Consider the following 23,265-nt stretch of genomic DNA (forward strand, 5'->3'; position numbering starts at 1 on the left):
CTCATGATATTCGAGAAGCATGCGAACCTAAAGTATAAGTACGGAAACCGTCATTTCTGGTGCCGTGGATATTACGTGGACACAGTAGGAAAGAATACGGCGGCAATAAAGGCATACATACAAAATCAGATAAAAGAGGATTTGGAATATGACCAGATGTCGTTAGTAGAGTACATAGACCCGTTTACGGGTGAGCCGGTGAAGAAAAACAAGAAGTAAGACTCTTAAGAGTCAGTAGGGAGTCAAAGCAAACCAGTAAGCCCCTTTTGGGGCTAAGCCGGAGTAAGGAAGCACTGAACATGCCCTTTTAAGGGCAGCTGAGAATGTGGTGCAGCAGGCAGACTTTTCAGTGCGCCTTCCGGGCGCAAGCAGGTAACAGCCCCTTATAGGGGCAGAACAAGCCACCGGCTAAGCCGGTGGTCTTGACTGTTTTAATTGGGAGGAAGTGGTTGGATGAGACGGATGTGCATACTGCAGAAGATTCAACAGAGATTACAGCGGGGCCTTCGGGGCCAAGGGAATGGAGGGCGTACGGACAAAGACCTGGCTTTGCATGTGTCCTGGATCAGTATCCTGGTCAATGTTGCCCTTACTATTGGAAAATTGTCGGCCGGTATCCTGGCCCATTCCAATGCAATGATATCGGATGCGGTCCATTCCGCATCGGATGTGTTCAGTACACTGATCGTAATGGCCGGAGTGACTATGGCGGCAAAACAGTCGGATAAAGAACATCCCTTTGGACATGAACGGATGGAATGTGTGGCGGCCCTGTTTTTGGCAGTGGTCCTTCTGGCCATTGGGGCGGGTATTGGGTTTGGAGCGGTGAGGACCATTTTCTGGAATCACGGGACCGCAGCTGTGCCGGGATTTTTGGCCATGGCTGCGGCCGTGGTCTCCATCGGCGTGAAGGAATGGATGTACCGGTATACGAAAAAGGCTGCCTCAGAGATCCGCTCAGGCGCCCTGATGGCGGATGCCTGGCATCACCGCTCAGACGCACTGTCCTCCATCGGAGCCCTGGTAGGGATCGGCGGGGCGCGTCTGGGAATACCCCTTATGGATCCGGCCGCCAGCCTGGTCATCTGTATTTTCATAGGAAAGGCGGCCCTGGATGTGTTAAGGGATTCCCTGAACCAGATGGTGGATAAAGCATGTGATGATGAAACCTCGGATTCCATTAGGATGGCGGCTTTAAGGTCTGACGGTGTGGAGCGGGTGGACGGACTGAAAACACGCCTGTTCGGGCCAAAGGTATATGTGGAGATCGAGATAGCGGTGGACAGGAACATGAAGCTGGAACAGGTCCACCATATTGCGAAAAATGTTCATGACGCAGTGGAGGAGGAATTTCCTCAGGTCAAGCACTGCCTGGTGCAGGTCAACCCTCTTTCGGGGGAGGAGGGGGAGGAAAGATTGGTTTGACGGATGAGGAAAAACTATCTATACTTAACCATGGATAACATGGTTAAGGGAGAGATAAGATGACAGAGTTAAGACATACCCAATGGAAGAAGACAATATGCCCTTATGACTGTCCCACGTCCTGTGGTTTGCTGGCGGAAACAGATGGAAGGCATATCCTGAACATTAAGGGGGATCCGGAGCATCCGGCCGCCAAAGGACTGATCTGCAGGAAAATGCACCGGTATATGGATTCCATCCATTCCCCGGACCGGATCCTCACCCCTCTGCAACGGACAGGGGAAAAGGGGGAGGGGAAATTCATGCCCATCACCTGGGAGGCGGCAGTAGATGAGATAACCGGAAGGTGGAAAGAAATCCTTAAGGAGGAAGGCGGAAATGGAATCCTTCCCTTTTATTACTCCGGGGTCATGAGCGTGGTCCAGCGCAAATGCGGGGATGCCTTCTTTAACAGGATGGGCGCCTGTTCCCTGGTGAAGACCCTGTGTTCTTCGGCCAAGGGGGCGGGATATGAGGCGGTTATGGGCCATACCGGCTGTCTGGATCCCCGTGAGCTTTGTGACAGTGATCTTCTCATAGTCTGGGGCAGCAACATGATGGCTACCAGGCTTCAGGCCATGCCTGCTTTAAAGGCGGCCAGGGGCGGGGGAAAGCGTGTGGTGCTCATAGAGGCCTGTGGGGAGGATATGGCGCCCTATTGTGACCAGATCGTCCTCATACGGCCCGGCACGGACGGGGCCCTGGCTTTGGCCATGATGCATGTGCTTGTAGAGGAGGGACTGGAGGACAGGGAGTTCCTGGAAGAATATGGGGAAGGATTCCCGGAATTTAAGGATACACTGAAGGACTACACCCCAAAGTGGGCGGAGGAGATAACCGGCATTCCCGCCTTGGTGATCCGTTCCCTGGCTCTGGAATATGGCCGTGCATCCCGTCCGGCCATCATACTGGGGAGCGGTCCGTCCCGCTACGGCAATGGGGGGATGACCGTGCGGCTGATCACCATATTGTCTGCATTCACCGGGGCATGGGGAAAACCGGGAGGCGGCCTGTGCGGCTGCAGTCCCACGGCAGGTCCCTATGTGGATGACGCTTTGGTGACCAGACCGGATTTCAGGAAGACGCCGGGCAGGAAGGTAAACCTTAATCTGCTGGGGAATGCGTTAAATGGGGACAGGAACAATGTTCCTGTAAAAAGCCTCTATGTATATGGCAGCAATCCGGTGGGGTCGGTGTGCGGCCAGACCCAGGTGATCAAGGGACTGAGGCGGCCGGATCTGTTTACGGTTGTCCATGAACGGTTTATGACAGACACGGCCCGGTATGCGGACATCATCCTGCCTGCCGCATTTTCCGTGGAGCAGTCGGACTGTTACCTGGCCTACGGATACTGTACCTTCGGGACTGCCTATAAACTGACGGAGCCTGCGGGACAGTGCAAAAGTAACTGGAATACCTTTTCTATCCTGGCTCAGGCCATGGGATATGAGGAGGAGTATTTTAAACGGTCAGAGGAGGAGATGGTAGAGAAACTGTTAGAGGAGCCGGGCCCGGGTCTGGGGCATGTGTCCGGCGAAGAGTGGGAAATACTGAGAAAGGGCGGCGTCATATCCACCCCCTTTGCAGACCACAGGCTGTTTCGCACAGCTTCCGGGAAGATCATGATCGTAAATCCCAAGCAGCCAAACCCCATGCCCTGCTATCTGCCTGCCCACGCAGGAGTATATCCCCTGCGGCTGATCGCGGTGCCAAGCCAGTACACCCTGAACTCCATTTTCCTGGACAGGGAGGAACTGACCGCCGGACGGGGGGCCATGAAACTGATGATCCATCCTGTTGATGCGGACAGCCGGAGAATCCGGGACGGTGATCCGGTTATTGCCTTTAACGAACTGGCAGAGGTGGAATTTACTGCCCGGGTGACAGAACTGGTTGCTCCCGGCACGGCTGCGGCTGCGGGAATTTATTCCATGGCTTCCCGGGGAGCCGGGCTGCTGGTCAATGCGCTCCACCACCAGAGACTGTCGGATATAGGGGAGGCCACCACTTTAAATGATAATAGGATCGATATCCGTTCAGCAGTAAATGTATAAAATTCCATTTTCAGGTACATACTGTAACTGGGTATAAGCCAAATGTCCAAATAAGGAGGTTAACATCTATGGGAAATAAGGCTTTAGATTGTACCGCCCTGACAGTAAGCCTGATTGGGGCAATCAACTGGGGACTGGTAGGATTCTTTAATTTCAACCTGGTATCGTGGATTTTTGGAAACACTTCCTGGATTACCAGGGTCATTTATGCGCTGGTTGGTCTGTGCGGACTGTATCTGATCACTTTTTACTCACGAACAGGACAGGAAGCATAACTGGATACAGCAGAACAGGAACCTGTAAGGCGCGGGGAAAGAAACCCTAAGCCGCGGGTTCCTGTTTTTGTTTTACTGGGCGCTTCCCATATTTCCTGGTAAATCATTACATTTTCCTGAATTTTTTGCCCGCCGTATGTCTATGGATTATAATATGTGCTACAATAGAAAACAACATAAAGTCTGACAGATATATGGCAGATCAAGACAGGGGGTAGAAATATGAGCCAGTATTTATGCCCTGCTTCAGCGCGCGCCAAAAAGAACAAGCTGGAACAGGGGAATATACGATTTTATTCTGAGAAGGAGACAGACTGGCTTACAGGACTTTATAACAGGGAAGCGATGGCCCAGAGGATTACTGCATACATAAGGAAAGGGCTTTCCGGTACCATGATCATGCTGGACCTGGATCATTTTAAACAGGTAAATGACAGGTATGGACATATGGCAGGAGACCGGCTCCTTCAGAGCGTTGCCGCGGTTCTGAAAAAAATGGCCGGAAGCAACAGTCTGGTTGGAAGGGTCGGCGGTGATGAGTTTCTTATCTTTATCAGCAGCGATATGCCGCAGGAGGAGCTGATGGGCAGGTGCCGGAGGATCAGAGAGAGGTTTCAGCACGTTTATCTGAGCCAGTCCACCCTGATCCATCTCAGCCTGACCGTATCCGGCGTGACCAGCACCGGGTTTAAGCGGTACGAGGATATGTACGACTGTGTGTGCAGGAAAGTAAGGGAGATCAAGCGTTCCGAAAAGCAGGAAAAGGAACGGGGAAACGGCCCTGTTCGCAGAAAGCCGGAACTGGTGGAACCGGATATGAGCCTGATTGCAGATGACCTGGGGGAGGATGACCGGGGACCCGGGGCATACTGCCAGGATTACGAGACATTTAAACAGGTATACCGTCTGACCGAACGCAGGCTTCGGAGGGAGATCAGGGGAGTATTTCTGATCCTGTTCACTCTGACGGATCAGGACAAATGTTTTCTTGACATGGAACGGCAGGCCAGGGAGATGGAGCGGCTGGGGGACGGGATCAGGAAAAGTCTTCGCATGGGGGACTTGTATACCCGGTACAGCAGCTGTCAGTACCTGGTCATGGTGTCGGATATTAATGAGGAAGAGGCTGTGATGATCGCACGGAGGATATCAGATGTTTATTACGGCGGGCAGGAGAATGACGGCAGTGTAATACTGCGCTGCAGCTATCCTTTAAAGCCGGAGGATAAAGGATGGAGCGTTTGAGTGGGGAGGCGGGAAATGAAGGGTAAGATAAAAGCAGGAAGAATTTTTGTACTGGCCATACTATGTTCGCTGGCCCTGTGCTTTACCGTGTATGGGAACTGGAAGAACGAGGGCGGCCAGTGGCACTACTATGACAACAATGGGCAGATGGTAAAGAATGATTTTAAAAAGTCGGGGGATACCATGTTTTATCTGGATGAGAACGGAAATATATCCAAGAATTGTGAAAAGGTGATCGGAAACTATCTGTATCAGTTTGACGAACAGGGGAAATTTACCCGCTCCAAGCTGGGAACGGACGGACAGCCCGAGTACCTGGAAGGTGATTATGCCCTGAATCACCGGCAGCAGTATCTGAACAAGACGGCCAATCCATATAATGACGATCAGGTGGTACAGTGGTTTAATGCCACCTATGCCATCCTGACCAAAAGCAACAGCTGTAATATCCGCGCTTACGGCGGTACTCTGATGCTGTCGGGAGTCGAGGGGGAGGACGGGGCTTCCTCGGATGCATATACAAAGGAACAGAACCGGAAAATGCTGTCTTCCAGTTGGGGTGTCACTGACAGGGCCAGCGCGGACGCTGTTCTGGAACGATTGCTGGAATCGGGCGGAGCTACAGGCTCCGCATGGGATTACAGCCGGGCGATGTCCAATCTGGGGTTTTATTATCTGGCCGGTTACTATACCATGGATGAAGCCATGAACCGCTCCCTGGAGGTGGCAAAGACGATCCAGTCCACCTACCACTCATGGGATGAGTTTATATCCAGCTATCTGGCCGGTTACAATGCGTGGGCCGGAAGGGAAGCAGAGGGCCGTGAGTCCATTTATAAAGGGCTTAAGGGAAGCGCCTTTAATCCCTATGCGGTGGATTGGAATCTGGAACTAAAAAAGACCTGGTAGGGGGAGAGTACTGGAATTCATGGATGAGATCCGCGCCTTCCGGGGACCTTCCTTTGCCTGTGAGAAGTAAGATCAAGAGAAAAATGAAATAAAAATAATTTCCGGCCCATATCCTGAAATCTAAAGGTTTAATTAATTAAATAAAGGATATGGGCTAAAAATTTGCCAAAATATGCATTTTAACTTTAGAAATTTCATGTAAATCTTACCATTTTCCTAAAAAATATGGAAATAATTTTTAATCGGTGTTATAATAGGGCGATATTATATTCAAAGGAGTGATAGATACATGAAAGATGAAAATGGTTTTAAACCATTCATACCGGCTGATAAGGTGGTTCCGGAGATAACCTGGGTGTCCATTGTCCTGGGTATTCTTCTGGCGGTGCTGTTTGGCGCGGCCAATGCCTACCTGGGGCTTCGGGTGGGCATGACCGTGTCCGCATCCATCCCCGCAGCCGTTATATCCATGGGGGTGATCCGGGTGATCTTAAAAAGAGATTCCATCCTGGAGAACAACATGGTACAGACCATTGGATCTGCAGGCGAATCAGTGGCTGCAGGTGCGATCTTTACCCTTCCCGCTTTATTTATGTGGATGAGCGAGTGGGGGGAGGGAGCTCCGTCCCTGGTTGAGATCTCCCTCATTGCCCTGTGCGGCGGTGTACTGGGCGTACTCTTTATGATCCCCCTTCGCCAGGCTCTGATCGTAAAAGAACACGGAAACCTTCCCTATCCCGAGGGCACTGCGTGTGCGGAGGTGTTGATCGCTGGAGAGCAGGGCGGTTCCAAGGCCGGTGTTGTGTTTGCCGGAATGGGCATTGCTGCCGGTTATAAGTTCATTGCAGACGGCCTGAAGCTGTTCCCCAGCGATGTGGATTACGATATCCGGAAATACGGCGGCGGCGTAGGAATCTCCGTACTTCCGGCTTTAGCCGGTGTGGGATATATCTGCGGGCCAAAGATTTCTTCTTATATGTTCTCAGGCGGAATCATTTCATGGCTGATCCTGATGCCCATCATCAAGCTGTTCGGCAGCGGCCTTACGGAGCCATTTGCTCCGGCAACTGTCCTGATCAGTGAGATGGGCAGCCAGGCCATGTGGGGTTCCTATATCCGTTATATCGGCGCAGGCGCCGTGGCAGCTGCGGGTATGATCAGCCTGATCAAATCCCTTCCCATGATCGCCGCCACCTTCATGGATTCAATGAAGGATTTAAAGGGCGGACGCCAGACATCCACCCTTCGTACGGACCAGGATATTCCCATGAACATTGTGCTGCTCGGCGTGCTGGCAGCCGTGGTGGTCATCTGGCTGGTGCCGGCAGTTCCCGTAACATTTGTGGGAGCCCTTTTGATTGCTGTATTTGGTTTTCTGTTTGCAGCAGTGTCCTCACGTCTGGTGGGACTGGTTGGTTCCTCCAACAACCCTGTATCCGGTATGGCCATCGCCACCCTTCTGGTATCTGCACTGGTGCTTAAGGCGGTGTCGGGATCTGGCCATGACAGCATGATGGGCGTGATTGCCATCGGGGGTGTCATCTGTGTCATTGCCGCTATAGCAGGGGATACCTCTCAGGATCTAAAGACAGGCTTCCTGGTGGGGTCCACCCCTAAAAAACAGCAGCTGGGCGAGCTGATCGGCGTCATATCCTCAGCCATTGCCATCGGCGGCGTACTCTACCTGTTAAACCAGGCATGGGGATATGGTTCCACAGAACTTCCGGCGCCCCAGGCCATGATCATGAAGACCGTGGTAGAGGGGGTTATGGATGGTAATCTTCCCTGGAACATGATCCTGGCAGGCGGAGCTATTGCTGTTGTGATTGAAATTTTGGGCATTCCCGTTATGCCTGTGGCTGTGGGATTGTACCTGCCTTTGAGGACTACCGCGGCCATCATGGTGGGCGGATTGATCCGCCATTGGTTTGAGAAGCGTAAATTTGCAAAGGAGGAGGACAGGAAGGAAGCCGTGGACAAGGGTATCCTTTATACCTCCGGTATGATCGCGGGGGAAGGCCTGGTGGGTATCCTGCTGGCCGTGTTCGCTATTATTCCGTTCGCCAATCCAAGAGGCGGGAACCTTAGCAATTTCCTGGACCTGTCCGCCATGGATAACGGGCTGGGTGCATTTCTTGTAAGCCCGGGCGCCAAGATTGTTTCCTTGGTCGTATTCGCGCTTCTGATGCTCACCCTGTGCAAATTCACGATCTGGCATAAGGACAATAAGAAATAAAGGATGGTATAAGTTGAGCCGTATAAAGATTAAAGACAGAAATTATCTGGAGCAGATACCTGTCAAAAATCCTGAATTTCCCTGGAAAGAGAACGAACAGGGGATCGTAACCGTGGATATGGTGCATAAAGGTCTGTTTGACAAGCTTGCCCAGAAGCTGTGGATCACGCCCAAAGTCAGCCATATCAAGCTGGACCGGTTCGGAAGCTTTGTATGGAAACAGATTGACGGCAGCCGCAGCCTTATTGAGATCGGGATCCTGGTAAAGGAAGAATTCGGTGACAAGGCGGAGCCTTTGTATGAGCGTCTTGCCAAGTATTTCGACATGCTGAAGAACAACAGGTTTGTTTCCTATAGGAAGCAGTAGATGGTAATAGAACATAACAGAAACAGTTAACAGAAACAAGTGGAATCCGGCCGGAAATAAAAGAGTAAGCCGCTGTCTGACAGTGGGTGAACATTTATTTCCGGCTGTTTTTGTTTGCTGTCATTTCGCGGCGATTTGCAATTTCTTGCGTTTTCCGGATGGTGTTCCGCAGACTGGGCCATCTGCATTTTGCTTTCCCATCCTTCCAATAAGATGATAAATTTGGCATTTAAAGTAAAAAATGTCTTTGCTAAATGCCCCTCTATCAGTTATGATAAATAAAGAGTTGTGATTGGGAGGAAACGATATGAATCAATTGGAGGAGTTCCAGGAGATGAGATCTCTGACGAGGACGCAGAAATTCGGTCTGCTTTCCCTGATTCCGGTCTATTTTATTGTGATAGGGCTGTTGGTTCAGCCCATCCCGGAGATCGGACCCGGCATTGTACGGATCATCAGGGAGCCGGATTTTCTAATTACGGATTATTTTGTTGTGGGCGGTGTGGGGGCTGCCCTGATCAACGCAGGTATGCTGACCCTTATGAGTATAGGGATCATCTACTTTATGGGGATGGATATGGACGGGCATACCATCACTTCCAGCTGCCTGATGTTCGGCTTTTCGCTGTTTGGAAAGAATCTGCTGAATATATGGGCAATTTTGGCAGGGGTATACTTATATGCCAAATACCATAAGACATCCATGAGGCGTTACATCTATATCGGTCTGTACGGTACCAGCCTTTCCCCCATCATTACGCAGCTGATGCAGGTGGGAAGCCAGCCCGTGATCGTGCGCCTGTTCATATCCATTGGTGTGGGACTGATCATCGGCTTTGTGCTGCCGCCTCTCAGTACCCATGTCCACTACGCCCATAAGGGATATTCCCTTTATAATGTGGGATTTGCCGCCGGTATCATTGCCACGGTGATCGTGTCCGTGATCAAGTCCTTTGGCGTGGAGGTGGAGACAAGGCTGATCTGGTCCACGGGCCATAACCGGATGTTTGGAATCCTTTTGTCCCTGCTGTTTGCGGGCATGATCGTATTTGGCGTGGCGGTCAGGGGGAAAGGCATTATAGAGTCCTACTGCAGGATACTGAAATCCTATGGCATCGGCGGTACGGATTATCTGAGGGACGAGGGCGGTGCCACCACTGTTTTTAACATGGGGGTAAACGGACTCTTTGCCACCTTCTTTTCACTTGCAGTGGGGGGAGACTTAAACGGACCCACCATATGCGGGATCTTTACCATTGTGGGCTTCAGCTCCACGGGAAAGCATCTGAGGAATATCGCACCTATTATGCTGGGGGTTTACCTGGCCAGTTTTACAAAGACATGGGAGATCTATCAGCCATCCCCCATGCTGGCACTTTTGTTCTCCACCACCCTGGCGCCTGTGGCAGGGGAGTTCGGGGCAGTAGTGGGAATGATAGCCGGCTTCCTCCACTCATCGGTTGCATTGAATGTAGGGATCGTGTATGGCGGGATGAACCTTTATAACAATGGTTATGCGGGGGGGATCGTGGCCATATTCATGGTGCCGGTGGTGCAGTCCATCAGGGACAGGAGGGCCAGAGCCAGGGGCGGATTGTCACTGTAGCGAAAAACCCTACAGAAACAATTCCAGGACCAGCACGGCAGCGCAGCCGGCCAGGGAGACCTGGAACAGGCTTTTGCCCCTGTAGGCCAGAAGAATGGCTATGGCCAGGGCGGCGGCGCCGGACCATATGGATGCCGTTGCATACAGGATGGCAGGGAAAGTCATGACAGACAGCGTTACATAAGGGACATAATACAGGAAGGACTTTATATAAACATTCTTAATTTCCTTTTTTATCAATGTAAGCGGCAGGAGTCGGATCAGGTAGGTGACTCCTGCCATTACCAGTATATAGAGGTATACGTTATGATTCATTGACCGGTTCCTCCTTTACAGGGAAAAGGATTGCTGCTGCACCTGCAATCATGATGGTGAGTATAATGATCTTAAAGCCTGATGATATGTGGTCCAGGGCCGGGATCCGGGTAAAGAGGAAGCTGAGGGCCATGGATGCCAGGATCACGCCGTTGAGGATACGGTTGCCTTTGGCCGGGGGAATGACCACTGCCAGGAACATTCCGTAAAGGGCCACGTTCAGGGCGCTGAGAAGGCGGGCCGGGAGAAGGTCTCCGGAGATCGCCCCCAACAGGGTTCCCAGGGTCCAGCCGGGCACCGCAACGCATATAAGGCCGTAATTGTAAAAAGGACTCAGCATTCCGGGCCTGCACACGGATACGCCGAATATTTCGTCCGTCACGCCGTAAGCCATGAGAAATCGGTGGAAAGAGGGAATGCCTGATTCCAGTTTCTGCGACAGGGAGCAGGACATGAGGCAGTAGCGCAGATTGATGATCAGCTGGGCCACGGCCATTTCCACAAAGGGGGCTCCTGCCTGGATAATGCCCAGGGCTGCAAACTGGCCTGCGCTGGTAAGGTTGGTAAAGGACATGGCCACAGCCTGCCACGTATCAAGTCCTGCCCCCCGTGCCATGATGCCGAATGTAAAGGATACGGCCAGATAGCCCAGCCCGATGGGAACACCGTCTTTCAGGCCGTATCTGAATTGGGATCCATTGCTATTTTTCATCTTTTCCTCCGATTGAGACGTCCACCCTATTCATGGCGAGTCATAACAAATTTGCCTTGGCGGGAGCCTTGATCCCCTTACGGGATAAAGCCGCCGGCGCCTTTTCCATTATATCAGGAATCTTCCGGATGTAAATTGGGTTTTTGCTAAAAAAGGGGAAATATTGCATGGCACGGCCTGTTACAAATGTGTGAAGTTGATTGACATTCCACTGTGCGTGGCGTAATATTGTTAGGAGGCTAACAGATTAAGGGAATATCCGGAGGCCATTGGAGAAGTGTTTCTTTATCATGAAGGGAGTTTTTGTCTTATGAGCGTACATTCAGGTCCGTCAGATCCCGCGCCGGTCAGGCCAAAGGCGGCCGGAACATTGCCGGTCAATCCCACGGTCCGGCTGATCGCCACGCTTTCCAACCTGGTCAGAAGAAAGATTGACAGTCTGGACTGCATCGCAGGCCTGACCCCGGCACAGAATGGGATCCTTCATTTTATCCTGAGCCGTCATAAGGAGAGGGATCTGTTCCAAAAAGATGTGGAGGAGGAGTTTAACCTGCGCCGTCCCACGGCAACGGAGATCCTGAAGCTGATGGAGAAACGGGGACTTATTTACAGGGAGGAGGCCTCCCACGATGCCAGATGTAAGAAGATCATTGCCACTGAAAAGGGAGCCGGGATGGAGGAGCAGGTACTGCGGGACATCCTGGAAATGGAACATCTGGTCACCAGGGGGATACCCCAGAGGGAGCTTGAGGCATTCATTGCCACCGGTATGAAGATGATAAATAATCTTATGTGATGGGAAAGGGCCTATGGCCGCAAGGGGCGGCATTTACCTAGGCTCTTTAAATTACCTTAAAATCAGGAAAATGAAACAATGAAGGAGGTTTTGACTGTGATAGGGCAACATAAAAAAACGATCCGGACCCTGCTTTCCTCGGTCCGGGAATATAAAAAGCCCTCGCTCCGGTGCCCTGTATTCGTGGTTCTGGAGGTGTTGATGGAGGTGCTGGTGCCGGGTGTAATGGCACTTATCATTGACAGGGGGATCAATGGAGGAAGCATCCATTATATCCTTAAGGTGGGGCTGGTGCTGATCATCATGTCCATGCTGGCCCTGTTTTTTGGGATCATGGCAGGCACCAATGCCGCAAAAGCCTCAGCCGGCATGGCAAAAAATCTGAGAAAGGATATGTTTTACCGCATACAGGATTTTTCATTTGCCAATATTGACCGGTTTTCGCCTTCCAGCCTGGTGACCAGGCTGACCACGGATGTGACCAATGTGCAGAACGCATACCAGATGGTGATCCGAATCGCCATACGTGGGCCCATCATGCTGGTGTTCGCCCTTCTCATGGCGTTGAGGATCAGCAGGGAACTGTCCACTATTTTCTTTGTCATACTTCCCGTGCTGGGGGCAGGGCTGTTCTATATTGTGATCAAGGCCCACCCGTATTTTGAGGCGGTGTTTAAGCGCTATGATGTGCTGAACCGGGTGGTCCAGGAGAACCTAAACGCCATCCGCGTGGTAAAAGCCTATGTGAGGGAGCCTTATGAGGCGGAGAAATTCCACCGCATATCCCAGGATGTGTTTTACCAGTTTAAATATGCGGAAAAAATTGTGGCATGGAACAGTCCGCTGATGCAGTTTTGCATGTACAACTGTATTCTGCTGGTGTCGGGACTGGGAGCCAGGCTGATCGTGGGAAACAGCATGTCCACAGGCGAGCTGACCAGTATGATCATCTATGCGGTACAGATCCTTTCCAGCCTTATGATGCTGTCCATGGTGTTTGTTATGGTCATCATGGCCCGCTCCTCCGCGGAGCGTATTGTGGAGGTGCTGGAGGAGACCAGTACCCTAAATGCCCCGGAACATCCTGTCCATGAGGTGGCTGACGGCAGCATTGACTTTGAACATGTAAGCTTCAGCTACATAGGAGACAAGGAGAAGCTGGCCCTTAAGGATGTGGATATCCATATCCGGTCCGGGGAAACCGTAGGGATCCTGGGCGGTACAGGCAGTTCCAAGACCACTTTGGTACAGCTGATCCCAAGGCTTTATGATGTGACACAGGGAAGACTTTTGGTGGGAGGCCGGGATGTGAGGGAATATGACCTGGAACGCCTCAGGGACCAGGTGGCCATGGTGCTCCAGAAAAATGTCCTGTTCACCGGCACCATCCGCGACAACCTGAAATGGGGGAACCCACAGGCATCGGATGAGGAAATGATCCATGCATGCAGGCTGGCCCAGGCGGATGAGTTTGTACAGCAGTTTCCGGACCGGTATGACACATTTTTGGACCAGGGGGGAACCAATGTGTCGGGGGGCCAGAAACAAAGGCTCTGCATTGCCAGGGCACTGTTAAAAAAGCCCAGGATACTCATACTGGACGATTCCACCAGCGCAGTGGACACCAAGACGGATGCGCTGATCCGAAGGGCTTTCAGAGAGGAGATACCGGATACCACCAAACTGATCATAGCACAAAGGATCTCCTCGGTGGAGGATGCTGATAAAGTGATCGTGCTGAACAACGGCAGGGTGGACGATTTCGGCACTCCCTCAGAGCTCCTTGAGAGAAACAAAATATACAGGGAAGTGTACCAGTCCCAGAAGAAAGGAGGAGAGGAAGAATGAGAAAGGACAATCATTCATTTAAGCTTAACAGCCATTATGCAAGAACGGCAAAGCGGCTCATGGGATATGTGGCCGGCACTTACAGGCTGCAATTTGTCTGTGTACTGATCACTATTGTGGTCAGCGCTCTGGCCAATGTGGCAGGCCCTCTGTTCCTTATGGTTCTGATCGATGACTTTATCACCCCTCTCCTGGGGCGGCAGGGTCCGGATTTTACATCCCTGAACCATGCCATGATGGGGCTGGCCGTATTCTATGTGGTGGGTGTGGCCTGTACCTATATCTATAACCGCCTGATGGTGAATATCGGCCAGGGCGTGCAAAAGAGGATAAGGGATGAGATGTTTGAGCACATGCAGAGCCTTCCCATCCGTTACTTTGACCAGCATCCCCACGGGGAACTGATGAGCCGGTATACCAATGATATCGATACTTTGCGGCAGATGATCAACCAGGCGCTGCCCATGGCATTTTCCTCCCTGATCACCATCATCGCCATCTCAGGGGTAATGATAAGCATCAGCCTTCCCCTGTCCGTGCTGGCAGCGGCCATGGTGATCCTCATGCTGTTTGTCAGCCGTACACTGGCCGGAAGATGCGGGAAACATTTTGTGGCGCAGCAGCTGGCCATCGGCAGGGTGACCGGGTATATTGAGGAGCGCCTAAGCGGCCAGAAGGTGATCAAGGTGTTCAACCACGAGCCGGAGACAAAGGAGGAGTTTGACGCTCTGAATGAAACACTTTTTCACAGTGCCTTTAACGCCAACCGGTATGCCAATGTGATCATGCCGGTGATAACCAATATAGGAAACCTGCAGTTTGTGCTCACGGCCATCACGGGAGGAGTCCTTTCGCTCAGCGGCCTGGCCAGCCTGAGCCTGGGGCAGATCGCCTCCTATCTGCAGTTTACCAAGAGCTTTAACCAGCCCTTTGCCCAGATATCCCAACAGTCCAACTCCATTATCATGGCCCTGGCAGGGGCGGAGCGGATCTTCAACATGATGGATGAGGCGCCTGAGGCAGACCAGGGGGCTGTGACCCTGGTCAATGCCAGGGAAGGGGAGAACGGGGAGCTGACAGAGGTGGGGGAGCGCACCAACATATGGGCGTGGAAATATCCCAATGGCAACGGAACGTTTTCATATACGAAACTTAATGGGGATGTGCGGTTTCAGGATATGGATTTCGGATACGAACCGGGCCGCATGGTGCTGCACAACATAAGCCTGTATGCGAAGCCGGGGCAGAAGCTGGCCTTTGTGGGCTCCACGGGAGCCGGAAAAACCACCATCACCAATCTGATCAACCGGTTCTATGATATACAGAAGGGCTCCATTACCTATGACGGGATCGACATAGGAGAGATACGAAAGGATGATCTGCGCCATTCTCTGGGGATCGTGCTTCAGGACACCCACCTGTTTACCGGAACCATAAGGGAGAACATACGCTACGGCAAGCTGGATGCCACGGATGAGGAGGTTTACGGGGCGGCCATGCTGGCCAATGCGGACCAGTTCATAGGCATGCTGCCGCAGGGATATGACACCATGCTTACAGGAGACGGGGAGGAACTGTCTCAGGGGCAGCGCCAGCTTCTGGCCATTGCCCGGGCCGCCATTGCAGACCCGCCTGTCCTGATCCTGGATGAAGCCACTTCCAGCATTGATACCAGGACTGAGGCCCTGGTCCAGAGCGGGATGGATGAGCTGATGAAGGGCAGGACCGTATTTGTCATTGCCCACAGGCTGTCCACCATCCGCAATTCAGACGCTATCATGGTCCTGGACCATGGCAATATTGTGGAAAGAGGGGATCACGCCAGCCTGATCAGGGAAAAAGGAATCTATTATCAGCTGTATACAGGCGGACTGGAACTGGATTAAAAGCAGTTGATGAATGTATGATGGAATATAAAAAGCAGAAGTATGGGATGGACGGAGAAAGCCGCGCCGTCCCATGCTCCTGCTTTTTTTTGTGTGGTGTCTCTGAGGGAACCGTTTGGACGGGTGCGGCAAGATAGGAATAAAACTTGTAAACCAAACGTGTAAACTTATTTTGTTTACCAAAACAGACGAATAGGAGAGAGCGATGTATAGGATATGGAAATTCCTAAAATTGGAGATTGAAATGTAATATATGCACAAAAAATACTATAAAAACTATGCAAAATAGCAGAAGATAATAAGGGATTCAATTTTCTATTGACATCTATAGTAAAGAATACTATACTTCAATCATGAGTAAACCGGTTTACTAAAAAGCGAAAAAGACAATGAATAACAAGGAAATACAGGTAAACAAGCAATAAACTTAGAAGGGAGTAAAGAAATGACAGGAATCATTGTAACAGGCCATGGACATTTCCCCACAGGGCTCTTAAGCGCCATTGCGCTGGTGGCAGGACGGCCTGAGAATACGGCCGGGGTGGATTTCCCGGAGGGGTGCAGCCCGTCTGATCTAAAGGAAGCCATGATAGGATCCGTAAAAGCCCTGGAGGGAGAGGAGATCCTGATTCTGGCCGACCTGGTGGGCGGAACGCCCTTTAATGTAGCGGCAGCCCTGAGGGAAGAACTGAGGGACAGGCGGATCAAGGTGATGGCAGGTGTCAATATGGCGGGGTTGGTGGAAGCGGTGTTCTCCAGACCCGTGTACGGTCTGGATGAACTGGCGGCAGCCGTGCTGGCAGCGGGCAGAGAGGGGATCAGGGACCTGGACTGCCTGGACAGTGAAGGGCAGGAACCGGAATTCGAGGACGGCCTGTAAAGAATATGATAGTATAAGGATGGGGAAAGGGAGACATGATGAGAGAGATACATGTGGAACCAATCAAAAAAAAGGACATCTACCTTGCAGGCGGACTTCTCTCCAGACAGGAGGTGGAGGAAGCCATTGACCGTGTGGTCGGGCAGGTGCGCTGTAATATGAAGTATTTCGGAACAAAGTTCCCTTCTTCGGCGGCGAAGGACCAGACATACGGCATCATTGAAAATATTGAATGGACAGACGGTTTCTGGACAGGACTTTTGTGGCTGTGCTATGAGTACACCGGGGATGGGGAATTTCGCCGTCTGGCGGAACAGAATGTATCATCATTCCTGAACCGTGTGGAAAAACGCATTGAACTGGACCATCACGATTTGGGATTCCTTTACAGCCTTTCCTGTGTGGCCGGCTATAAGCTGACCGGTTCTGAGGAAGGGAAAAGAGCGGGGCTTCTGGCAGCGGATAAGCTCTTGGAGCGCTTTCAGGAAAAGGGCGGTTTCATCCAGGCCTGGGGAGAGCTGGGAGCCAGGGATAATTACCGTCTGATCATTGACTGCCTTTTAAATATTCCTCTGCTGTACTGGGCATCCCAGGTGACAGGGGATGATACATATAAAAATGCGGCGGTACGCCATTATGAAACCGCCTGCCGGTATGTGATCCGTGAGGATGCCTCCGCATACCACACCTTCTACTTTGATCCTGAAACAGGGGAGCCGGTCAGGGGCGTCACCAGGCAGGGATACAGTGATGAGTCGGCCTGGGCCAGGGGCCAGGCCTGGGGGATATACGGAATCCCGCTGAATTACAGATACACAAGGGACAGCAGTGCGTTGCCGCTGTTTGAGGGAATGACTAATTACTTTCTCAACCGCCTGCCTCAGGATGATGTGTGCTACTGGGATCTGATCTTTACGGACGGGGACTGCCAGTCCAGGGATTCCTCAGCCGCCGCTGTGGCGGTGTGCGGTATCCATGAGATGCTAAAGTACCTTCCCGAGGTACATCCGGAAAAAGAGACCTATCAACACGCAATGCACAGCATCCTGAAGGCGCTGATGACCGGATACACCAATCCGGATATCAGGGAAGGCGCGCCCGTACTTCTTCACGGCGTCTACTCCTGGCATTCGGGAAAAGGGGTGGATGAGGGGAATATATGGGGAGACTACTATTATATGGAAGCGCTGATGCGTTTTTACAAAGACTGGAACTTATATTGGTAAAATAAACCGCTCCGGCGTCTGAAGGACAGATGACGGACAGCCATAGGAGGATATGAGAATGGCAGAACCAAATATTGTAGCATTCAGAATTGATGAGAGGCTGATCCACGGACAGGGACAGCTCTGGATCAAGGCGCTGGGGGTAAACACGGTGATCGTGGCCAACGACTCAGCCAGCGAGGATCCCATGCAGCAGACGCTGATGAAAGCCGTGGTGCCTAAAACTATTGCAATGCGTTTCTTTTCCATCCGGCACACCTGTGATGTGATCATGAAGGCATCCCCGAAGCAGACCATATTCATTGTGTGCAAGACAACCGGGGACGCCCTTAAGCTGGTGGCGGGCGGAGTTCCTGTAAAGGAGATCAATGTGGGCAATATCCATCATGCGCCGGGCAAGGAGGATGTAAGCAAATACATTGCCCTGGGGGAGGATGACAAGGCGGCCCTGCGTAAAATGCGGGATCAATATGGGATCACTTTTAACACAAAGACCACTGCTTCCGGGGATGACGGGGCTGCAAAAGTGGATTTGAATAAATACTTATAAAAAGGAGAATGGAGGGATTGATTGTGACAATCAGTATGTTTCAGTGTTTACTTATCGGTTTATGGACAGCTTTCTGTCTGGCAGGTATGCTGTTCGGTATCTATACCAACAGGTGCCTTGTAATGGCGGCAGGCGTGGGCCTGATCTTAGGGGATCTGCCAACCGGACTTGCCATGGGAGCTGTGGGAGAACTTGCGTTTATGGGATTCGGCGTATCCCAGGGAGGTTCCGTGCCTCCTAACCCCATGGGCCCCGGCATTGTGGGGACCATTATCGCCATTACCATGAAGGATTCGGGGATCGATGTGGGATCGGCCCTGGCGCTTTCCTTCCCCTTTGCAGTTGCATTCCAGTTTGTGATCACAGCCACCTACACATTTGCCACCACGCTCACCAGCTTTGCCTATAAAGCGCTGGACAAAAAGGATTTCAGAGGATTCCGCATTGCGGCCAATGCCACCGTATGCGTGTTCGCGGTGGTTGGTTTTATCATTGGATTTGGCGGCGCCTTCAGCTCCGATGGCCTTTCAAAGGTCATCTCCCTGATTCCGGCCTGGCTCAGCAATGGACTGGGAGTGGCAGGGAAAATGCTTCCGGCCATTGGTTTTGCCATGATCCTCAATGTTATGGCTAAAAAGGAACTGATTCCTTTTGTGCTGCTGGGCTATATCGCGATCGCATACCTGAACCTTCCTGTTATGGGGGTAGCGGTGATCGGAACAGCGATCGCATTACTTGTATTTTTTAACGCAGGCAGAGGATCCGGCGAATCTGTAGAAGAAGTGGAGGTTGAATTTGAAGATGGCATCTAATCAGTTGGAGAAAAAAGATTATTTAAAGACATCCCTGCGGGCGTATTTCCTGCAGAACGGTTTTAACTACGGCAATTACCAGGGCCTTGGATATGCCAATGTGCTGTATCCCTCCCTGCGCAAGATGTATAAGGATGATGATGACAAGCTTCAGGAAGCGCTAAAGGAAAACATTGAGTTTTTTAATACCAACATCCATTTTCTTCCATTTATTACCAGCCTTCATCTGGTAATGCTGGAGAACCGGACGCCTTCCAGCGAGATCCGCAATATCAAAATGGCTCTTATGGGCCCTCTGGCCGGAATCGGCGATTCCCTGGCCCAGTTTTGTCTGGCGCCCCTGTTTGCCACCATTGGAGCGTCACTGGCCATGGACGGCCTGATCATGGGACCCATCCTGTTCTTTGTGGCAATGAACATAATCCTTCTGGCAGCAAAGGTGCTCACAGGAATGTGGGGTTATAAACTGGGAACCAACATCATCGCCACCCTGAGCAGCAAGATGGAACAGATATCAGGGGTTGCAAGCATGATCGGTGTGACGGTCATCTCCGGACTGGCTGTTAACTTTGTAAAGATAACAACACCCATACAGTACGTGGCCAGCATGCCGGGAGACCAGCAGAAGATTGTGGCAATCCAGGATATGATCGATGCCATTGCCCCCAGGCTGCTGCCCGTATTGTTTACCGGGCTGATCTTCTACCTGATCAAGGTGAAGAAGTGGACCACGTATAAACTGGTCATCTTGACCATTGTGATCGGTGTGGTGCTTTCACTGCTGCATATAATTGCATAATGGCTGATGGAATCCGGGGCCGGATCGGGATGGACCTGCCCCGGGTCCGCTGAGGGAGGCGCCTGAACGGCACCTCCCTGTCCCGCATTATGGCGCTTTTTATCCCGCATCTGTCCGGAAAAGAGAGTGCGGAATGGGGGCGGTGCCCTGGGAAAAGAGAAAGCGGGATGGGGCGGTGCCCCGGGAAAAACAGAGGAACGGAGAGAGACTATGAAACAGGACAGATTCATGGCCCTGGCGGAACGGACCAGGGCCTATATAAAACAGTATGATCCGGCATTTGTGACAGAATATATGGTCGCCCACTGCCTGGACGAAGGGGAGAGGATCGTGGAGCAGGCGGAGCTTCTCATGGATCAGACCTTTATATTTGAGGACAGGTGGGATATGGAACCCTGCAGCACGCCCTATACCCTGAAGGAGATGGTGTGGGATCAAAGCCCCAACATGGATCCGGAATGGGTCTTTATGCTGAACCGCCATGAATACCTGCACAAACTTTTGCTGGCATTCCGTTTGACGGGAAAAGGGAAATATATTGAAAAGCTGATGTGGTACATGGACCACTGGATCGCGGGCAATCCCATATTGCCGGAAGGGTCCCTGACCACACGCTCCATTGATACGGGGATCCGGTGTATGAGCTGGCAGTTCCTTCTGGTGCATCTCATAGGGGAAGGGCTGATGGGACAAAGCCAGGCGGAAAAGATACTGGATAGCCTGAGCAGCCAATATCTTTATATGAAGAAAGGATATATTGACAAATATACCCTCAGCAACTGGGGACTGCTCCAGACCGCTGCCATCTGCCATGGTTATCTGTGGTTTGAAGAATATCTGCCCGGGGACGGGCTTAAGGAATGGGCGTGGGAGGAACTGGAAAACCAGCTGGCCCTCCAGGTGCTGGAGGACGGATCCCATTGGGAGCAGTCCATGATGTACCATATGGAGGTGCTCCTGGCATGTATGAGACTGCTGGCCTACTGGAAGGGGGATGTTCCTGCGGATAAGATATGGCTTAAAACAAAGACAGCTAAAATGAGCCGATATGTGATATATGCAGCCGGGCCGGATCATTGCCAGATGGCCCAGTGTGACAGTGATGTGACGGATGTAAGGGATGTGCTGACAAAGGCCGCTGTGCTCACTGGGGACGGGAAATGCCGTTTTGCCGGTTTTGGTTCCATGGACCTTGACAGCGCATGGCTTCTGGGGCGGGATGGGATCTGCGCATATGGGAGGCAAAAACCGCTGATGCCGGAGACCTTGTCCCTTCATGCAGAGGATTCCGGGAACATCTATGTGAGAAGCAGCTGGTCTGAGGACAGCCATTTTACCTATCTTACCTGCGGTTCCCTGGGCAGCAGCCATGGTCATGCGGACCTGACCCACATATCCCTGTATTATGAGGGAAAGCCATTCCTTGTGGACAGCGGACGGTATTCTTATATGGAAGAGGAGCCTTTGCGGCCGGCGTTAAAAAGTGCCCAGGCCCACAATGTCTGTGTGATCGATGGGGAATCCCAGGGGATTCCCAAAGGAGCCTGGGGATATGAGACATACGGGGAATGCCTGAAAAACTATTTCAGGGAGCAGGGACCGGTGCATTACTGTGAAATGGCGTATCACGGGACCCTTACAAGCGGTTCCGGGTATCTTGTGATCCGCCGGGTGCTGACGGCGGACCCCGGCATCTGGCTGATCGTCAATGACATAGAGTGCAGCGGCAGCCATGTGGTGGAGGAGTCCTATCATCTGGATCCCAGAGTGGAGGCATTGGTGGAACCGGGCGGGGAATGGAATCTGCGCGCTGGGAACAGCTGCCTGAAGCTGGCGGGGGCTGCCGGGTTTATAAAAACCGACTGTGTGGTGTCCGAAACCTACAATCATCTTTCCCCGGCTTCCTGCCTGACAAAGAAAAGCAGGTTCACGGACAGGCACAGGGACTGGACCTGTCTGGCGGGAGCGGACATGGAGATGGGCAGTGTGCCTGTGTTCCAGTGGGGGAGTTCTGAACCCGTGCCCGGGACGGAGGTGGTTTCCAGGACCTTCACCTCGCCTTCGGGGGAAAACTGGACCTTCCTGATATGGAACAGGGAAACATGCAAGGGGGGCAAACTGTATCTGTGCAACGGCGTTCCCGTGTATGCAAAGGCAGCTGTGATCCGCAGCCTGAATGGGAATACCACACTTTACCGATTGAGAAATTAATGGTATAGTTATAAAAGTTATAAATCCTGTAAGCTGGGTGGTGGAGGCTGGTATGAAGAAACTGACGATTAATGAAATTGCTGAACGGGCGGGTGTTTCCAAGACAACGGTATCTTTCTATCTCAACGGTAAAACAAACAAGATGTCCGAGGAGACCAAACAGAGGATACAGCATATCATTAATGAAACCGGATATGAGCCCAGTGCGGCGGCCAGGGCCATGAAGGCCAAAAGCAGCGGCCTTATAGGCGTGATCCTGGGGGACAGCTCGGACCCTTACTGCGCACGGGCCTTAAAGGGAGTGGAGGACGCGGCCAGCGCCCAGGGGTATCAGATCATGATGGGCAACAGCGGTCTTGCATTCCAGCAGGAAAAGGACTATGTGGAGCGGATGCTGAAACTGGGGGCGGAGGGATTCATCATCCAGTCCACCTACCGGTTCGGTATGCTGGCCGGTGATCTGGAAAAGAAAAAAAAGCCCATTGTGTACCTGGATGCAAAACCTTATGATTTCAAGGGCAGGTATGTGAAGAGCAATAATTATGACTGTGTTTACCAGGTCATTTCCGAGTGTATAAAAAAAGGATATGAGGATTTCCTTATGATTTCGGACGGGGAGGCGGCCATCAGCGTGGGATTTGAGAACACCCAGGGGTATAAGGACGCCCTCCAGGACGCCTGCAGGGACGGGGGGACCCTGTATCTCCAGGACGGTATCAAATCAGACCAGGTGTATGGGATGCTGAAGGAAAAAGTGGATCTGAACAGAAAAACCCTGATCTATGTGGCCAGCCCGGGCCAGCTCCAGGTGGTGTACCAGGCGATCCGCAATTATCCGGATCATATGGGGCTGTTCCCGGACACGCTGGGCCTGGTGGGGTTTGATGTGGAAGGCTGGACCAGAATGACCACTCCGGCCATATCGGCGATCATCACCCCCGCCTATCAGGAGGGGGTCAGGGCCATGGAAGAACTGATCGATGTGCTGGATGGAAAGAAGCGGGACGGGGATGTAGTGTTTAAAAATATAGTCAAGTGGAGGGGGTCCACCCTCTGACATGCAGCAGGGGCAAA

21 protein-coding genes are annotated in these 23,265 nt (G+C 52.0%); 19 read left to right on the forward strand and 2 right to left on the reverse strand.

All coding sequences use genetic code 11. The features are described 5' to 3' along the window. The 9 genes from CLFS41_RS07920 to CLFS41_RS07960 all read left to right on the forward strand — a co-directional run. Positions 1-219, forward strand: a 219-nt coding sequence (locus tag CLFS41_RS07920; protein WP_045091080.1) for an IS200/IS605 family transposase, incomplete at its 5' end; no start/stop codon positions are given. A 234-nt stretch (positions 220-453) separates the two neighbouring features. Next, positions 454-1,425 (forward strand): cation diffusion facilitator family transporter, encoded by a 972-nt coding sequence (locus CLFS41_RS07925; protein ID WP_227161283.1) that lies wholly within the window; start codon positions 454-456, stop codon positions 1,423-1,425. A 59-nt stretch (positions 1,426-1,484) separates the two neighbouring features. Then, positions 1,485-3,518, forward strand: coding sequence for a molybdopterin-dependent oxidoreductase (locus CLFS41_RS07930; RefSeq protein WP_045091988.1), 2,034 nt, complete (start codon positions 1,485-1,487; stop codon positions 3,516-3,518). Positions 3,519-3,586: 68 nt separating this feature from the next. After that, a complete protein-coding gene (locus tag CLFS41_RS07935; protein WP_007869958.1) occupies positions 3,587-3,793 on the forward strand; it encodes a DUF378 domain-containing protein in 207 nt (68 codons plus the stop codon). Between the two features lie 222 nt (positions 3,794-4,015). Then, positions 4,016-5,038 (forward strand): GGDEF domain-containing protein, encoded by a 1,023-nt coding sequence (locus tag CLFS41_RS07940; RefSeq protein ID WP_045091989.1) that lies wholly within the window; start codon positions 4,016-4,018, stop codon positions 5,036-5,038. Positions 5,039-5,053: 15 nt separating this feature from the next. Continuing rightward, positions 5,054-5,947 (forward strand): DUF1266 domain-containing protein, encoded by an 894-nt coding sequence (locus CLFS41_RS28955; RefSeq protein WP_007869954.1) that lies wholly within the window; start codon positions 5,054-5,056, stop codon positions 5,945-5,947. Between the two features lie 289 nt (positions 5,948-6,236). Continuing rightward, a complete protein-coding gene (locus tag CLFS41_RS07950; protein WP_045091990.1) occupies positions 6,237-8,183 on the forward strand; it encodes an oligopeptide transporter, OPT family in 1,947 nt (648 codons plus the stop codon). A gap of 13 nt (positions 8,184-8,196) precedes the next feature. Further along, positions 8,197-8,550, forward strand: coding sequence for a PqqD family protein (locus CLFS41_RS07955; RefSeq protein ID WP_117451190.1), 354 nt, complete (start codon positions 8,197-8,199; stop codon positions 8,548-8,550). A 307-nt stretch (positions 8,551-8,857) separates the two neighbouring features. Further along, positions 8,858-10,156 (forward strand): DUF1576 domain-containing protein, encoded by a 1,299-nt coding sequence (locus tag CLFS41_RS07960; RefSeq protein ID WP_045091992.1) that lies wholly within the window; start codon positions 8,858-8,860, stop codon positions 10,154-10,156. Between the two features lie 9 nt (positions 10,157-10,165). Here CLFS41_RS07960 and CLFS41_RS07965 read toward each other — a convergent pair whose 3' ends face one another. Further along, on the reverse strand, positions 10,166-10,471 hold the full coding sequence (locus tag CLFS41_RS07965) for an AzlD domain-containing protein (protein ID WP_007869944.1): 306 nt from the start codon (positions 10,469-10,471) through the stop codon (positions 10,166-10,168). After that, a complete protein-coding gene (locus CLFS41_RS07970; protein ID WP_045091993.1) occupies positions 10,461-11,183 on the reverse strand; it encodes an AzlC family ABC transporter permease in 723 nt (240 codons plus the stop codon). The genes CLFS41_RS07965 and CLFS41_RS07970 overlap by 11 nt, the downstream gene beginning before the upstream one ends. A gap of 310 nt (positions 11,184-11,493) precedes the next feature. Here CLFS41_RS07970 and CLFS41_RS07975 point away from each other — a divergent pair, with 310 nt between their 5' ends. The 10 genes from CLFS41_RS07975 (at position 11,494) to CLFS41_RS08020 (ending at position 23,248) form a co-directional block, all read left to right on the forward strand. Beyond that, entirely contained in the window at positions 11,494-11,979 is a 486-nt protein-coding gene (locus CLFS41_RS07975; RefSeq protein ID WP_007869939.1) for a MarR family winged helix-turn-helix transcriptional regulator, read from the forward strand. 96 nt (positions 11,980-12,075) lie between these two features. Beyond that, entirely contained in the window at positions 12,076-13,827 is a 1,752-nt protein-coding gene (locus CLFS41_RS07980) for an ABC transporter ATP-binding protein (RefSeq protein WP_007869936.1), read from the forward strand. After that, positions 13,824-15,713, forward strand: a complete 1,890-nt coding sequence (locus tag CLFS41_RS07985; protein ID WP_045091995.1) for an ABC transporter ATP-binding protein — start codon at positions 13,824-13,826, stop codon at positions 15,711-15,713. The genes CLFS41_RS07980 and CLFS41_RS07985 overlap by 4 nt, the downstream gene beginning before the upstream one ends. 445 nt (positions 15,714-16,158) lie before the next feature. Then, positions 16,159-16,593, forward strand: coding sequence for a PTS sugar transporter subunit IIA (locus tag CLFS41_RS07990; RefSeq protein ID WP_007869932.1), 435 nt, complete (start codon positions 16,159-16,161; stop codon positions 16,591-16,593). 35 nt (positions 16,594-16,628) lie between these two features. Beyond that, positions 16,629-17,819, forward strand: coding sequence for a glycoside hydrolase family 88 protein (locus CLFS41_RS07995; protein WP_045091996.1), 1,191 nt, complete (start codon positions 16,629-16,631; stop codon positions 17,817-17,819). Positions 17,820-17,877: 58 nt separating this feature from the next. Beyond that, a complete protein-coding gene (locus tag CLFS41_RS08000; RefSeq protein WP_007869926.1) occupies positions 17,878-18,369 on the forward strand; it encodes a PTS system mannose/fructose/N-acetylgalactosamine-transporter subunit IIB in 492 nt (163 codons plus the stop codon). A gap of 23 nt (positions 18,370-18,392) precedes the next feature. After that, on the forward strand, positions 18,393-19,181 hold the full coding sequence (locus CLFS41_RS08005) for a PTS sugar transporter subunit IIC (protein ID WP_040417541.1): 789 nt from the start codon (positions 18,393-18,395) through the stop codon (positions 19,179-19,181). Further along, a complete protein-coding gene (locus tag CLFS41_RS08010; RefSeq protein WP_007869921.1) occupies positions 19,171-19,980 on the forward strand; it encodes a PTS system mannose/fructose/sorbose family transporter subunit IID in 810 nt (269 codons plus the stop codon). The genes CLFS41_RS08005 and CLFS41_RS08010 overlap by 11 nt, the downstream gene beginning before the upstream one ends. 210 nt (positions 19,981-20,190) lie before the next feature. Further along, positions 20,191-22,191 (forward strand): alginate lyase family protein, encoded by a 2,001-nt coding sequence (locus tag CLFS41_RS08015; RefSeq protein WP_045091997.1) that lies wholly within the window; start codon positions 20,191-20,193, stop codon positions 22,189-22,191. 52 nt (positions 22,192-22,243) lie between these two features. Beyond that, on the forward strand, positions 22,244-23,248 hold the full coding sequence (locus tag CLFS41_RS08020; RefSeq protein WP_007869918.1) for a LacI family DNA-binding transcriptional regulator: 1,005 nt from the start codon (positions 22,244-22,246) through the stop codon (positions 23,246-23,248). Positions 23,249-23,265: the final 17 nt, after the last annotated feature.

The sequence above is a fragment of the Clostridium sp. FS41 genome, from assembly GCF_000954015.1.
GTDB lineage: Bacteria > Bacillota > Clostridia > Lachnospirales > Lachnospiraceae > Enterocloster > Enterocloster citroniae.